Annotated in this window: 5 protein-coding genes; all 5 read left to right on the forward strand. The window is 71.2% G+C overall.

Features of this window, described 5'->3' with window-relative positions:
• The first annotated feature begins 207 nt into the window (after positions 1-207).
• Entirely contained in the window at positions 208-3,699 is a 3,492-nt protein-coding gene (locus tag ACWEMY_RS19010) for an amino acid adenylation domain-containing protein (protein ID WP_452391085.1), read from the forward strand.
• Between the two features lie 63 nt (positions 3,700-3,762).
• The gene (locus ACWEMY_RS19015) at positions 3,763-9,936 is read left to right on the forward strand and encodes an amino acid adenylation domain-containing protein (protein ID WP_452391086.1); all 6,174 of its coding nucleotides are present in this window, start codon (positions 3,763-3,765) and stop codon (positions 9,934-9,936) included.
• Positions 9,937-9,964: 28 nt separating this feature from the next.
• A complete protein-coding gene (locus tag ACWEMY_RS19020; RefSeq protein WP_452391087.1) occupies positions 9,965-10,726 on the forward strand; it encodes a thioesterase II family protein in 762 nt (253 codons plus the stop codon).
• Positions 10,723-12,021, forward strand: a complete 1,299-nt coding sequence (locus ACWEMY_RS19025) for a beta-ketoacyl [acyl carrier protein] synthase domain-containing protein (RefSeq protein ID WP_452391088.1) — start codon at positions 10,723-10,725, stop codon at positions 12,019-12,021. Before ACWEMY_RS19020 ends, ACWEMY_RS19025 begins: the two co-directional genes overlap by 4 nt.
• Positions 12,014-15,061 carry a nocobactin polyketide synthase NbtC gene (gene nbtC, locus ACWEMY_RS19030; RefSeq protein ID WP_452391089.1) on the forward strand — a complete coding sequence of 1,016 codons (3,048 nt, stop codon included), beginning with the start codon at positions 12,014-12,016 and terminating at the stop codon, positions 15,059-15,061. Before ACWEMY_RS19025 ends, nbtC begins: the two co-directional genes overlap by 8 nt.
• Positions 15,062-15,095 lie beyond the last annotated feature (34 nt).

Below are 15,095 nucleotides of genomic sequence, written 5' to 3' on the forward strand. Positions count from 1 at the left end.
CAGCCGGACGGCTGATCGGGTGGTGATCCCACCCGATCGGCCGTTCTTTTTTCGCGAATGTGTGGCGTCGCTGATATCGGGGTAGCAACATAGGTTAGGCAAACCACAATGTTCATCTCGACAGCCCTCATGAGTTACGATGCCAGAAGGTTAGGCAAGGCTTGCCTTGTGTCCCCGGGGGGCGGTTCTGGTTGATTGAGGAGTCTGATGTTCGGCAAGGCGGAAGTTCGCGAGCTCGTAGCGGCAGATCTCGGCATCGCCCCCGACAGCATCGGCTTCGACGACGATCTGGTCAGCCTCGGCATGCACTCCATGAAGCTCATGCACCTGTCGGCCAAGTGGCGCAAGCAGGGCTATGACCTGCGCAGTTCCAGTCTCGCTCTGCAACCGACCATCAATGCCTGGGTCGAGCTGCTCGCCGCGGCGGGTGGAGCCGCCGCACCCGCACCCACCGTCACCGTCACGCCCGATGTCGTCGGCGAGGAGTTCGAGCTCGCCACCATGCAGCACGCCTACTGGGTCGGGCGGCGTCAAGGGCAGGCGCTCGGTGGCGTGGCCGCGCACCTCTACGTCGAGTTCGACGGGGCCGGGCTCGAGCCGGAGCGGCTGCGCCGCGCCGTCGACGCGCTGCTGCGCCGCCACGACATGCTGCGCGCCCAGTTCCTGGACAGCGGCACCCAGCGCATCCTGCCCCAGCCGCTGGTCCCGGTGTTCGCGAGCACCGACCTCAGCGCCCGCCCCGACGCCGCCGAGGAACTCGAGCGCATCCGTCAGGACAAGAGCCACCAGCGCATGGATGTCGGCGCCGGACAGGTCGTCGACATCGCGGTGAGCACCCTGGCCGACGGCAGGCACCGCCTGCACCTCGATGTCGACATGGTCGCCGCCGACGCCCAGAGCTACCGCCGCATCCTCGACGACCTGGCCACCCTCTACGAGGCCGACGGCGGTGACACCCTGCCCGCGCTCGGCGTCACCTTCCGCCAGTACCTCGCGGCCAAGGCCGCCGATGCCGCCGACAACAGCGCCGATGCCGCCTGGTGGGCCGAGAAGATCACCACCCTGCCCGACATCCCGTCGCTGCCGGTGGTCCCGGAGAACGAGCGCGCCGACGCCGCGCGCAGCATCCGCCTGCACCACTGGTTCGACGCCGAGACCAAGGCCGCGCTGCACCGCAACGCCCATGCCAACGGGGTCACCCCGGCCGTCGCGCTGGCCACCGTCTTCGGTGAGGCCCTGGCCCGCTGGTCGGCCAAGCAGCGCTTCCTGCTCAACCTCCCGCTGTTCGCCCGCGAGCAGCTGCACGACGACATCGATCAGGTGGTCGGCGACTTCACCAACTCGGTGCTGGTCGAGGTCGACGCGAGCGAGCGCGAGTCCACCGTGGCCCGCGCCAAGCGCTTGCAGCGCGAACTGCACACCTGCGCCGAGCATTCCGCCTACGAGGGCCTGGATGTGCTGCGCGACCTGGGCAAACTGCGCGGCGGCCCGGTGACCCCCTCGGTGGTGTTCACCTCCGGCCTCGACCTCGGGGAACTGTTCTCCGAGCGGGTCACCCGGGTGTTCGGTGAGCCGGTGTGGATCATCTCGCAGGGCCCGCAGGTCGATATCGACGCCCAGGTCGCCGAGCTCAACGGCGGTCTGCTGGTGAACTGGGACATCCGCCGCGACGCGCTGCCCGCCGGCGTGGCCGAGGCCATGTTCGCCGAGTTCCGCCGGATCGTGGACCGGCTGGTCGCGACCGACGCCGACTGGGCCGCCGACCTCGCCATCGACCTGCCCGAAGCCCAGCGCGCCGTACGCGCCGAGGCCAACAACACCGCCGCCGACCTGGGCGCCCGCACCCTGCACGCCGCCTTCTTCGAGCACGCCGCGCACAGCCCCGAGCGCACCGCGCTGCGCTGGCGTGACGGTGGTTCGGCCACCTACGGGGAGCTCGCCGCCCAGTCGCTGGCCGTCGCGCACGCGCTCACCGAAGCCGGTGTACGTCAGGGCGACACCGTCGCGGTGATCGTCCCCAAGGGGCACCGCCAGATCCCCGCCGTCCTGGGTGTCCTCGCCGCCGGCGCCACCTACCTGCCCATCGCCACCGATCAGCCCGCCGCCCGACGCGACCGCATTCTCGCGCGCGGGAATGTGCGCGTGGCGTTGGTGGACACGCCGCCCGTTGTCGCCGAGCCGGCCGGGAGCGTGGATGCCGCGCGGGGCTCGGCCGACCTGCTCGGCGATGTTCGCGCCGTCGTACTGGCCGACGCACTGGCCGGACCCGCGCTGGACGCCCCCGTCGTCGGCGCCCCCGACGACCTCGCCTACGTCCTGTTCACCTCCGGCTCCACCGGCGAACCCAAGGGCGTGGAGGTGAGCCATCGCGCCGCCGCCAACACCATCGACGCCATCGACACCCGCTTCGGTGTCGGCGAGGGCGACAGCGCGATCGGCCTGTCGGCGCTGGGCTTCGACCTGTCGGTCTACGACATCTTCTCCCCGCTCGCGCGCGGCGGCGCCCTGGTCTGCGTGGACACCGAGACCGAGCGCGACGCGCAGGCGTGGGCCGAGCTGATCGCCGCGACCGGTGTCACCGTGGTGAACGCCGCCCCCGGCCTGATCACCATGCTGCTCGAACTGGGCACCGCCGAGCACTTGCGCACCGTGCGCCTGGTGCTCACCGGCGGCGACCGGGTGCGCACCGAACTCGCCCAGCGCCTGCGCGCGCTGGTGCCCGGCCTGCGCTTCGTCGGCCTCGGCGGCACCACCGAGACCGCCATCCACTCCACCGTCTGCGAGGTCACCGACGACTTCCCCGCCGAATGGGACAACGTCCCCTACGGCACCCCGCTGGCCAATGTGGCGCTGCGCGTGGTGAATCAGCGCGGCGAGGACTGCCCGGACTGGGTGCTGGGTGAGCTGTGGATCGGCGGCGCGAGCGTGGCCGACGGCTACCGCGGCGACCCGGAACGCACCGCCGACCGCTTCGTCGAACGCGACGGCACGCGCTGGTACCGCACCGGCGACCTGGCCCGCTACCTGCCCGACGGCACCGTCGATTTCCTGGGCCGCGCCGACCACCAGGTGAAGATCCGGGGCTACCGCGTGGAACTCGGCGAGATCGAGTCCGCGCTCACCGCCCTGCCGGAGATCACCGAAGCCGTCGCCCTGATCACCGATTCCGGCCGCCTCGCCGCCGCCGTCACCACCGCCGTGGCCGGTTCGCTCACGGCGGCCCCGGTGCTGGAGCGGCTCGCCGAGACACTGCCGCCCTACATGATTCCCGACACGCTGGAACTCCTCGATCGAATCCCGTTGACCGCCAACGGCAAACTCGACCGTGCCGCCGTCCGCAAGCGTCTGGCCGCCGACAGCGACCTGGTGAACGCCTACATCGCCCCGGCCAACGAGCTGGAAGCCGCGCTGGCCTACATCGCCGCTCAGGTGCTCGACACCGACCGGATCGGCGTGGAGACCGACTTCTTCGATGTCGGTGGCAACTCCATCCTGGCCACCACCCTCACCGCCAAGGTCCGCGGCCTGCTCGCCGTCGACGGATTCGGTGTGGCCGCGGTGCTCGACGGCCGCACCGTCCGCCGCATCGCCGAGGGCCTGCTCGCCGCCGAACCGGTGCCCGCCCGCCTGCTCCAGGTGGCGCGCATCCTGTGCGAACTCGCCGAGATCGACCTGCCGGAACCGGTACCCACCCGCTGAGCACCCGCCCGCGCGCGGGCACCGCAGTACCGAATCACCGCAGTAGAGATTGGTTGGACCGAGATGCGATCCCTGGAAGACCTGCAAGCCGCGATGCGCGCCCGCCTCGCGCAGGAGGGCCTGGACACCACCCCCGAGGTGGCCCGGCGCCGGGACCCCGCTCGCGCCGCCCTCTCCTTCGGTCAGCGCTACGTCTGGGCGCACCAGCAGATCTCGCCCGACAGCAGCGCCTACAACCTGTGCCTGGCGCTGACCTTCACCGGCCACGTCGACGACGACGCCCTGCGCCGTGCCTTCACCGCACTCCCGCGCCGCCACGAAGTCCTGCGCACCACCTACCACAACGACGACCAGGGCAACCCCTACCAGCGCATCCACGACGACCTGCCGCCCCGGATCAGCGAGCTCGACTTCACCGACCGCCCGCGCCCGGAGGCCGACGCCGCGCTGGCCGAGCTGGTGGCCGCCGCCGCGCACGACACCTTCGACCTGTCGGCCGAGTCCTCGCTGCGCCTGAGCTTCGTGCGCCTCGACGCCACCACCGTGGTGGTCGTGCTGGTGATCCAGCACATCGCCTGGGACGGCATGACCCTGCCCGCGCTCTCGCGCGATGTGGAGCGCTTCTACAGCCAGGCGCTCACCGGCGAGATCACCGCCGAGCCGCTGGCCCTGCAGGTCGCCGACTTCGCCGAGTGGGAGCAGGACCGCTTCGCCGAGACCGATCACAGTGCCACCGAACAGTTCTGGGCCGGGCAGTTCGACGGTGAGGTCCCCGAACTCGCGCTGCCCTACAACCGCAGGCCCGCCGTGGTCTCCGAGGCGGGTGTCCGCTTGGACCGGCTGCTGGGCGCCGACGCCGACGTGAACCTGCGCGCCCTGTCGGCCCAGCTGCGGGTGACCCCGTTCCAGGTGTTCCTGGCCGCCTACTACGTGGCCTTGCGCCAGCTCACCGGCCAGTCCGACATCGTGGTCGGCACCACCGTCGCCAATCGCGAAGAGTCCGGCATGGACCAGCTGATCGGCAACCTCAGCAATATGCTGCCGCTGCGCTTCACCGGCCGGGTCGACACCTTCGCCGACCTGGTCGAACAGGTCCGCTCCGTCACCACGGAAGCCTTCCGGCACAAGCACTTCCCCGCCGAGGCCGTGGTCCGGGCGGTGAACAAGGCCACCGGCAATATCGGCTCGCGCCTGTTCGACACCATGGTGCTGTTCCTGCACCAGAAGATCGACGGCCCACAGCTGCCCGGCGCCCGCACCAGCTGGCAGCTGGCCGATCACGGCGCCTCCCTGCTGCCCGTCGCCGTCGAGGCGTTCATGCACGCCGACCGGGTCGACGTCCAGATCACCTACCGCACCGATCTTTTCGACGAGCCGACCATCGTGCGCCTGCACGAGTACATCGACCAGGTGCTCGCCGCCGCCACCGCGCGGCGCCCGCTCACCGAACTGCTCACCCTCTCCGATCGTGACCGCGCGGCCCTGGACACCTGGTCGCGCGGCGGCCGGGTGACGATCCAGCGCGACACCGTCGACGCCATGATCCGCCACTCCGCGGCCACCTACCCCGAGCGCACCGCCGTGGTCTTCGGCGACACCGAGCTCGACTACGCCGAATTCGATTCGCGGGTCAACCGATTCGCGCGGCTGCTCATCGACCGTGGCGTGCGGCCCGGCGACCGGGTGGGGATCTTCGCCGAGCGCAGCGAACACCTGCCGGTGCTGTTCGCCGCCGTGCTGCGCGCGGGCGCGGTCTACGTGCCGGTGGACCCGAGCTACCCCGCCGACCGCATCGAGTTCATGCTCGCCGACGCCGAACCCGCCCTGCTGGTGCGCGCGGTGACGGGGGAGCGCGACCGCGATCTCGGCGCCCTGCCCGTCCCGGTGATCGATGTGCACACCGACGAGATCCGTTCCGCGCTGGCCGCTTTCGACGATTCCGCCGTCGAGCCCGCCCGCCCTATCCACCCGCTCGACGCCGCCTACCTGCTCTACACCTCCGGCACCACCGGCCGTCCCAAGGGCGTGGTGATCAACCACCGTGCCGTGGCCAACCACGTGCAGTGGATGCGCGATTTCCTCGGCTTCGGCGGCAGCGCCGAGGCGAGCGGCGAGCTGCCCGACCCCGTCGGCACGCGTGGTGTGCTGGGTCAGCCGGTGCCGGAGACGGCCGAACGTATCCTCCAGAAGGCCCCCATCGGCTTCGACGTGTCGGTGTTCGAGCTGGTCAACGCGCTGTGCACCGGTTCGGCCACGGTGCTGCCACCGCCGGAGTGGTGGCAGGCCGATGTGGAGGCGCTGGCCGCCATCATCGAACGGCACCGGATCACCCAAATCTCCTTGGTGCCCAGCGTCGTTCGAGCCTTCCTCGACTCCGGGCCCGACCCGGCCCGGTTGCAGTCGATGCGGTTCGTCTACCTCGGTGGCGAGGCCGTCCCGCCGCCGCTGGTGGAGGAGGCGAGCCATGTCTTCGGTGGCACGGTGCTCGGCCTCTACGGCCCCACCGAGGGTGCCATGGACATCACCCACGAGGACTTCGCCGGCGCGCTGGCCGACCCGGCGGCCTTCCGTTCGGCGCTGATCGGCCTGCCGGAGTGGAACTCCGATGTGCACGTCCTCGACGAGCACCTGCGTCGCGTTCCCGCCGGCGTCACCGGTGAGCTCTACCTCGGCGGCATCCAGCTCGCCCAGGGCTACCACCGCCGACCCGGCCTCAGCGCGGGCACCTTCGTGGCCTGCCCGTTCGCCGACGAGCCCGGCGCGCGGATGTACCGCACCGGCGACATCGTCCGCTGGCATCCCAGCGGCAGCCTCGAGTATCTCGGCCGCGTCGACGACCAGGTCAAGATCCGCGGCCACCGCATCGAACTCGGTGAGGTGGGCACCGTGCTGCGGCAGGTGCCCGGTATCGCCGCGGCCGTCGCCATCGCGGTGCCGCGCGGTGCCGAATCCGTACTGGTTGCCTACTACGTGGCCGAGCCGGACTCGGCCCTGGCGGGCGGCAATGCCGAGGAGCACTCCGGCGCCATCCGCGCCCAGCTCTCGCAATTGCTGCCCGACTACATGATCCCGTCCGCGTTGGTGCGGCTGCCGGAACTGCCGCTGACCGCCAACGGCAAACTCGACCGCAAGGCACTGCCGCAGCCCGATCTCGGCGGCGAGTCCGGCAACGGCCGGGCCCTGCGCGGTGCCGCGGAAACCGCTGTCGCCGAAGTCATCCGGCAGGTCCTCGGCATCGACAATGTGCTCGCCGCCGACGACGACTTCCTCGCCCTCGGGGGCGACTCCATCAGCGCCATCCGCATGGCCTCCGCCCTGAAGAAGCGCGGCCTGCTCATCACCACCAGCACCCTGTTCGAGGCCCGCACGGTCGCCGCCATCGCCGCCGCGACCACCCCCCTCGACGAGGCCGCGGGCCCTGCCCTCCTCGAATCCGGTGACGGCACCGGCTGGATTCCCTTGCAGCCCATCGCCACCCTGCTCACCACCGGCTCCTCCGCCTACAACGCCTACGCCCAGGCCACCGCCGTCGTCACCCCCACCGACGCCACCCTCACCCGCGTCACCGCCGCCGTCCACCACCTCATCGACCGCCACCCCTTGCTGCGGGCCCGTCTCGAGCCCGGCCCGGACGGCACGCTCGGCTACTTCGTCCCGGAAGCCGTCTCCGCCGCGGAGACATCCGTAGTGGAAGTGCTGGTGCCGGAGGCCGAATGGGACACCACCGCAGGCGATCTGCTCCAGCGGCACCTGCGTGAGATCGCCGAATCCTTCGACCCCGCCGCGGGCCGGATGGTCGGCGCGGTCTGGCTGCGCGCCGACGACAACTCCGCCGGACGCCTGCTGCTGGTCGCCCACCACCTCGTGGTCGACGGCGTCTCCTGGCGCATCCTGCACGACGATCTCCGTCAGTACTGGGACGGCGCAACCGATCTCGACACCACGGGCACCTCGGTCCAGGCGTGGAACACCAATCTCACCACGCTGGCCCAGTCGCCGGAGATCACCGCGACCCTGCCCACCTGGCAGGCCGTGGCCCAGTCCGCCGACCCGCTGCTCGGCACCCGCGCCTACGACCCCGCGCTCGACACCGTGGCCACGGTCGCGGAGGTCACCGCCGAACTCGATGCCGACGACACCCAGTTCCTGATGACCACCGCCGCCCAGGCTTTCCGCTGCGACTTCCTCGACATCCAGGTCGCCGCCCTCGCCGTGGCCACCCACCGTTTCCGCCGTGATCGCGGCCGCGACGGCGCCACCCTGTCGGTCACCATGGAACGCCACGGCCGCGTCGACGACCTGTTCGCGGGCGCCGACCTGGCCAATACGGTCGGCTGGTTCACCACCGCCTACCCGATGGCCCTCGACATCAGCGGCGGCCGTGGGGAATTCGAGCCCGAGATGGTCCGCGCGGTGCAGGCCGTGAAGGAGCAGGTGCTCGCGGTGCCCGACGGCGGCATCGCGTGGGGCCTGCTGCGCTGGCTGAACCCGGAGACCCGCGCCGAGCTGGAAAGCGCCGCCGCACCGCAGATCAGCTTCAACTACATGGGCCGCTTCGCCCTGGCGAGCGCCGAGGACGCCACCGCCTGGGACGCCGCACCGGAATTCGGCTACCTCGGCGGCCATGCCGACCCGGTCATGCCCGCCCCGGCCGTGCTCGACATCAATACCGTCGCCGTGGTCGAGACCGGCGAACAGCCCGCCCTGCGCGCGTCGTTCCGCTACCCGACGGGTGTCCTCGCCGAAGCCGAGGTGAGCGAGTTCGCGGCGCTGTGGACCGCCGCATTGCGCGAGCTGGCCAAGACCGTCCGGGAGAACCCGGCGGCCCGCCTCACCCCCAGCGACGTGCTGGCGAGGGAGGTCTCCCAGTCCGACCTGGACCGCTGGCAGAAGCAGTACGGCCGCTTCGCGGACGTCTACCCGCTGGCCCCGCTCCAGGCGGGCCTGTACTTCACCGCCCTGAGCACCGCGGGTCGTGACGCCTACACCGTGCAGACCACCATCACCGTGCGCGGCGCACTCGACGTCACCCGGCTGACCGGCTCGCTGAACACCGTGTTCAACCGCTACCCGAACCTGCGCATCGCGGTGTCGGTCGCGCAGTCCGGTCAGCCCTACGCCATCGTGGCCGAGCATCTGGACTTCCAGGTCGACGAGATCACCCTGGCCGCGGACGAGCTGGAGAACTTCCTCGACACCGACCAGGCCAAGCCCTTCGACCTCGCCCGCGGTCCGCTCATGCGCGCCACCGTGGTGCACCTGCCCGAGGACCAGCACATGCTGGTGCTCGCCTCGCACCACATCCTCACCGACGGCTGGTCCGGCCAGCTGCTGCCGCGCGAGATCTTCGCCGACTACGCCGACAACGGCATCGAACCCCTCGGTGACCCGGGCACTTTCGCCGAGTTCCTGCGCCACACCCGCGCCACCGAGGCGGCCACCGAAGCCGCCTGGACCGAGTACCTGTCCGGCGTGCGCCCGTGCCTGGTCGCCCCCGACCGCGCCACCGGCGGCTCGGAAGTGCCGGTGCAGCACCGGTTCCCGATCGAACCGGAACTGGCCGACGCGCTCACCGAACGCGCCGCCGAACTGGGCACCACCTTCAGCGCGCTGTGCCAGCTGGCCTGGGGCAGTGTGCTGCGGTGGGTCACCGGCGAGGAGTCGACGGTGTTCGGCGAGGTGGTCTCGGGCCGCCCGGCCGACCTCGACGACGTGGACACCGCCATCGGCTGCTTCGTCAACACGGTGCCCGTCGCGATCGACCTCGATGCCCGGCGCAGCTGGCGCGAGACCGTCACCGAGATGCAGCGGCGGCGGATGGAGCTGCTCGAGCACCACCAGCTCCGGCTCACCACAGCCAACAAGGCCACGGGCGCGCGCAAGCTGTTCGACAGCATGTTCGTGTTCCAGTCCTACCCGTCCGGCCGTGACGAACTGGTGCGCCTGCTCGGCGTACGCGAACTGGAACTGGTGGACTTCGCCGGCCGCGGAGCGACCGACAACGCGCTGATGGTCATGGTCTTCCCCGCGGATCTGCTGTTCCCGGGTGAACCGTGGCAGGTGGTCGTGTTCTACGCCGAGGACTCCTTCGACGCGGGCGACGCCGAGATCATCGAAACCGCTTTCACCAACACCCTGCGCGCGCTCGCGGGCGACCTCGACCGCCGCATCGGCGCGACGGAGGTCCTCGGTGACGAGGACGCGGCCATGTTGGCGATGAGACGAATGTGGCAGTGACCGCCGCACTAGCTAGGAGAAACAGGTAATGGCAGGCTCACCCGGCTGGCTCCGCAAGTTCCACCGACCGCGCACCGCGGGCGCTCCACCACTGGTGATCTGCCCGCACGCGGGCGGCGGCGCGTCCAGCTACCGCCCCTTCTCGAAGGCACTGTCCGAGAACTTCGACGTGGTGCTGCTGCAGTACCCCGGCCGACAGGACCGGGCCGCCGAACCGGCCAAGGGCAGCATCGCCGAACTCGCGCGCGGCGCGTTCGACGAGTACGCCCGCACCCCGTTCGCCGCGAGCGGTGCCCCGCTGACCGTCTTCGGGCACAGCATGGGCACGATGGTGGCCTTCGAGTTCACCCGGCTGGCCGAGGCCGCCGGGCTGCCGGTGCGGCTGCTCGGTGTCTCCGGCGCCGTCGCGCCCTGGCAGGTCGCCGACATGCCCAACCACCCCACCGACGACGACGAACTGCTCGAGCACATGGCGGGTCTGGAGGGCACCGGCGCCGACGTGCTCGGCAACCGCGACCTCATGCGCATGGCCCTGCCCGCGCTCAAGGCCGACTACGCCGCCTTCGACGCCTACGTCTGCGCCAAGGACGTCACCGTCGCCGCGCCGATCCTGGCGCTGGGTGGCAGCGACGACGAGTTCGTCTCCATCGGCGACCTCTACTCCTGGCAGCAGCACACCGAACACCCCCTGGAAGTGAGCATGTTCGACGGCGGGCACTTCTACCTGCACGACCACGTCGGCGACATCGCCGAACTGCTGGGCACCGGCCTGACGGTGGGTACCCGATGAGCGAGCACGATCCCATCGTCATCAGCGGGATGGCCGTGGAGGCACCCGGTGGCGTCGAGACCCTGACCGGCTACTGGACGGCCCTGGCCGAATCCCGCGATCTGCTCGGGCCGTTCCCGCGTGATCGCGGCTGGCCGCTGGCGCAGATGTTCGCGGCGGGCCGCCAGGAGGGCTGGAGTCCCGTGCGCGATGCCGGTGGCTTCCTCGACAAGGCGGCGCAGTTCGACCCGGGCTACTTCGGGATCAGTCCGCGCGAGGCCGTCGCCATGGACCCGCAGCAGCGCGTCGCCATGCGGGTGGCCTGGCGGGCACTGGAGAACGCGGGCATCAACCCCGGCAGCCTCGACGGCGCCGAGGTCGGCTGCTTCATGGGCGCCTCACACACCGACTACGGGCCGCACGGCGCCGAGGTCAACGAGCACACCGGCTATCGCGCGACCGGCAGCGCCTACGGCGCCATCTCGGGACGCATCTCGCACGGCCTGGGCCTGGTCGGGCCGACCATGACCGTCGACGCCGCCTGCGCGTCCTCGATCGCGGCGGTGCACCTGGCCGCCTCGGCCATCCGCGCGGGGGACTGCGAATGGGCGCTGGCCGGTGGCGTGTGCGTGCTCGGCTCGCCCGCGGGCTTCTTCGAGTTCTCCAAGGCCAACGCGCTGTCCACCGACGGCCAGTGCAAGCCCTACTCCGCCGACGCCACCGGCACCCTGTGGGGCGAGGGCGCGGGCGTGATCGTGCTCGAACGGCGCTCGCGCGCCGAGGAACTGGGCCACCGGATCTACGGCGAGCTGCTGGCCACCCGGGTCAACCACAACGGCAAGGGCGCCCCGATCGCGGTGCCCAGCACCGACGCCCAGGAACAGCTCATGCGCAAAACCGTGGCGGCGGCGGGGATTCCGGCCGAACTGGTCGGCATGATCGAAGGCCACGGCACCGGTACCGCGGTGGGCGACCCACTGGAACTCTCGGCGCTGCAACGCGTCTACGGCGCGGGCACCCCGCTGCTGGGTTCGGTGAAGTCCAATCTCGGTCACGCCCAGGCCGCCGCCGGACTGCTCGGCCTGATCAAGGTGCTGCTCAGCGGCCTGCACGGGCAGATCGCGCCCACCCGCCACACCGCCAACCCCACCGAGAAGGTGGACTGGGACGCCTCGACCCTGCGGCTGGCCCAGGAACTGCAGGACTGGGCGCCCGTCGACGGCGTCCGCTACGGCGCGGTGTCCTCCTTCGGCGTCGCCGGAACCAACGCACACGCCATCGTGGCGATGCCCGCCCAAGAGGTGACCCATGTCTGACCATCGTCTGCCCGACGGCACCATCCCGGTGCTGCTGTCCTCCGACACCGAGGACTCGCTGCGCCGCGAAGGCGCCGCCGTCCTGGCCTACTGCGAACAGCACCCCGACCTCGGACCCGGCCCCGTGTCCGACATGCTGCTGCGCACCCGCGTCGCGCGCAGGCACCGCGCCCTGATCACGGTGACCGACCGCGCCGAGCTGCTCGCCGCGCTGACCGCCGTCGCCGAGGGCACCTCACATCCGAAGCTCATGCGCGGCACCGCGATTGCGCGCAAAATCGGCTACGTCTACCCCGGCCAGGGCAGCCAGCGTCCCGGCATGGGCCTGATGCTCTACCGCCACTCGGCCGCCTTCCGCGCCGCCGTCGACGAGTGCGAAGCGGTCTTCCAGGACCTCTACGGCATCTCCCCGCTGGCCTACCTGCTGCACGAGGACGGCGACCTCGAAGACGACGTCCGCATCGTGCAGCCCGCGCTGTTCATGCAGATGATCGGCCTGTCGGCCATGTGGCGCGCGGTCGGCGTGCACCCGGCCGCCACCGTCGGCCACTCCCAGGGCGAGATCGCCGCCGCCGTCGTCTCCGGGCTGATCCCGCTGGCCGACGGCGTGCGCGTGGTGACCATCCGTGCCCAGCTGGTCGGCACCGTCAGCCAGGAAGTGGGCATCGCGGGCGCCTACTCCATGGCCGTGCTCGGCGTCGACCGCGACCAGTGCGAGGCGCTGCTGGCCCGCAACTCCGGCTGGGCCGAACTGTCGGTGGTGAACTCCGCGCACATCCTGGCCATCTCCGGCGAGCGCCCGATGATCACCGAAACCGTCGACAATCTCACCGCCCTCGGCGTTTTCGCCAAGGAGATCAAGGTCGCCTACCCGGCGCACACCTCCATCGTGAGCAAGTTCCGCGAGATCCTGTGCGGCAGCATGGTCGGCCAGCTCGACAGCCCCGCCTTCGCCGAGACCTCGGTGCCGAGTTTCGGTGGCGCGCTGGGCAAGTCGATCACCACCGACCTGCCCATCGGCGACTACTGGTACTGGAACCTGCGCAATCGCGTGCGCTTCGACCTGGCCATCGCGGCCGCCGCCGAGTACGGCGTCGACACCCTGCTCGAGATCGCCGACCACCCGACGCTCATGCTGGCCGTCCAGGAGAACCTGACCACCCTCGCCCCGAAGCGCGACTACCTCGTCACCGGCACTTCCCGCCGCACCGCGACCGACCTGGCCGAGTTCACCCGCAGCATCGCCCAGATCGCGGTGAACAACACCGATTTCGACTGGGACGGCCTGCTCGTCGACGGCCCGCGCACCACCCGCCTGCCGCTGTTCGACTTCCCGAACACCCAGACCAACGACAAGCACCTGTGGGCCCCGCACGACTACACCGGCAAGACGGCCCAGCTGCCCGCCGAGCCGGAGCCGGTCGCGGTGCCGCGCATCACCGAGCAGTGGGTGCACCTGCCGCGCCGCAGCCTGGTGCGGCCGCGCGCGCTGGCCGTGGTCGATGTCGCGGGCACGCACGGTGAGCTGGTCGAGGCGCTGCGTGCGGGTGCGCCCCGGCACGGCGCGACCATCGTCGACCACGAGCACGGAACCAGTAGCGCCGGAACGGTCTACGACACCGTCGCCGTTCTGCTGCCCACCGTGGCGGACGAGGTGGACGCGGCCGTCACGGCGCTGGCCGAATTCCTCGGTGAGCGGTCCTGGCTGCCGGAGACCTCGGGTGTCGAGGACATCTGGCTGGTCACCACCGGTGGCGAGCAGGTGGTCGACGGCGATCTGCCCGGCCTGTTCCCCGCCGCCGCGCAGGCCGGATTCCGTTGCCTGGCCGCCGAATACCCCGGCATCGCCTTCCGGCACCTCGATCTGCCCGCCGACGCGGGGGAGCAGGCCGCCAAGCTCGTCCTCGGTGCCGTGCACACCGCCGGTGAGCCGGAACTGGCTGTGCGGGAATCGAACTGGTACGGCAAGCGCCTCGTCGCCGACGAGTCGGTCGTGACCGGCCTGACCGACGCCGAACTCGGCGAGGTCGTGATCGTCGGTGGCACCGGCAAACTCGGCCTCGACTTCTGCGCGGAATTCGCGCGGGCGGGCGCGGGCAGGGTCACCCTGATCAGCCGCTCCGGTGGCTCGCCCGACGCGCAGGCCAGGATCGCCGAGCTCGCGGCGGGCGGCACGCGGGTGCGCGTGCTCACCGGCGATGTCACCGACCCCGACGCGGTGCGCGCGCTGGCCGCCGAACTCGGCGAGATCGACCTGCTGGTGCACGCCGCCGTCGACTACGCGGCCTCGGCCGACCCCACGCCCGAGTCCATCCGCGCGGCCGCCGCGCCCAAGATCGTGGCCCTGGACCACCTGGTCACCCTGCTGCCGCGCAGCCCCCAGGGCCGCGTGCTGCTGTGCTCCTCGCTCTCGGCCACCGTCGGCGGGCGTGGTCACGCGGTGTACTCGGCGGTCAACCGCATGCTCGACGCCGCCGCCGCGCGCTACCGCGCCGACGGCATCGCGGCCAGCTCGGTCCAGTGGGGGCTGTGGCGGGCCGTCGGCGCCGACCAGGCCGACGCGCTGGCCGCCATCAGCGGCACCGGCCTGCAACCGATGGACCCCGCCGGGGCGGTCGCCGCGGGCATCACCACCGTCGCGGAGAACGTCATCGTGGTGGCGGCGGACTGGCCGCGAATCACCGAGGTGTTCACCGCGTTCGGGCTCGGTGCGCTGTTCGCCGACCTGAAGGTGCCCGAGACGGTCATCGAGGTCGCCCCGGAACCGGTGGCCGTCGCCGCTCCCGTGGCCGAAACCCCCACGCCCGCAGCCGAAGCCGACACCGCCGAGCGCGTCCGCTTCGCCCTGCGGGAGGTGATGGGCCTGGACGCCACCGAGCCGATCGACGGCGCCGTGCCGCTGGTCGCCCTCGGTCTGGACTCCCTGCAAGCCCTCGACCTGCGCAAGCGGGTGGAGAACGAATTGCGTCTGGAACTGCCGGTCACCGCGATCATGGGTGGCGCCTCGCTGGACGAGGTCGTCGGGCTGTTGCGGACCTGACGTGGGTCTCGCACCGAGTGAACCATTAGGTTAG

The organism is Nocardia sp. NPDC004415 (assembly GCF_053602435.1).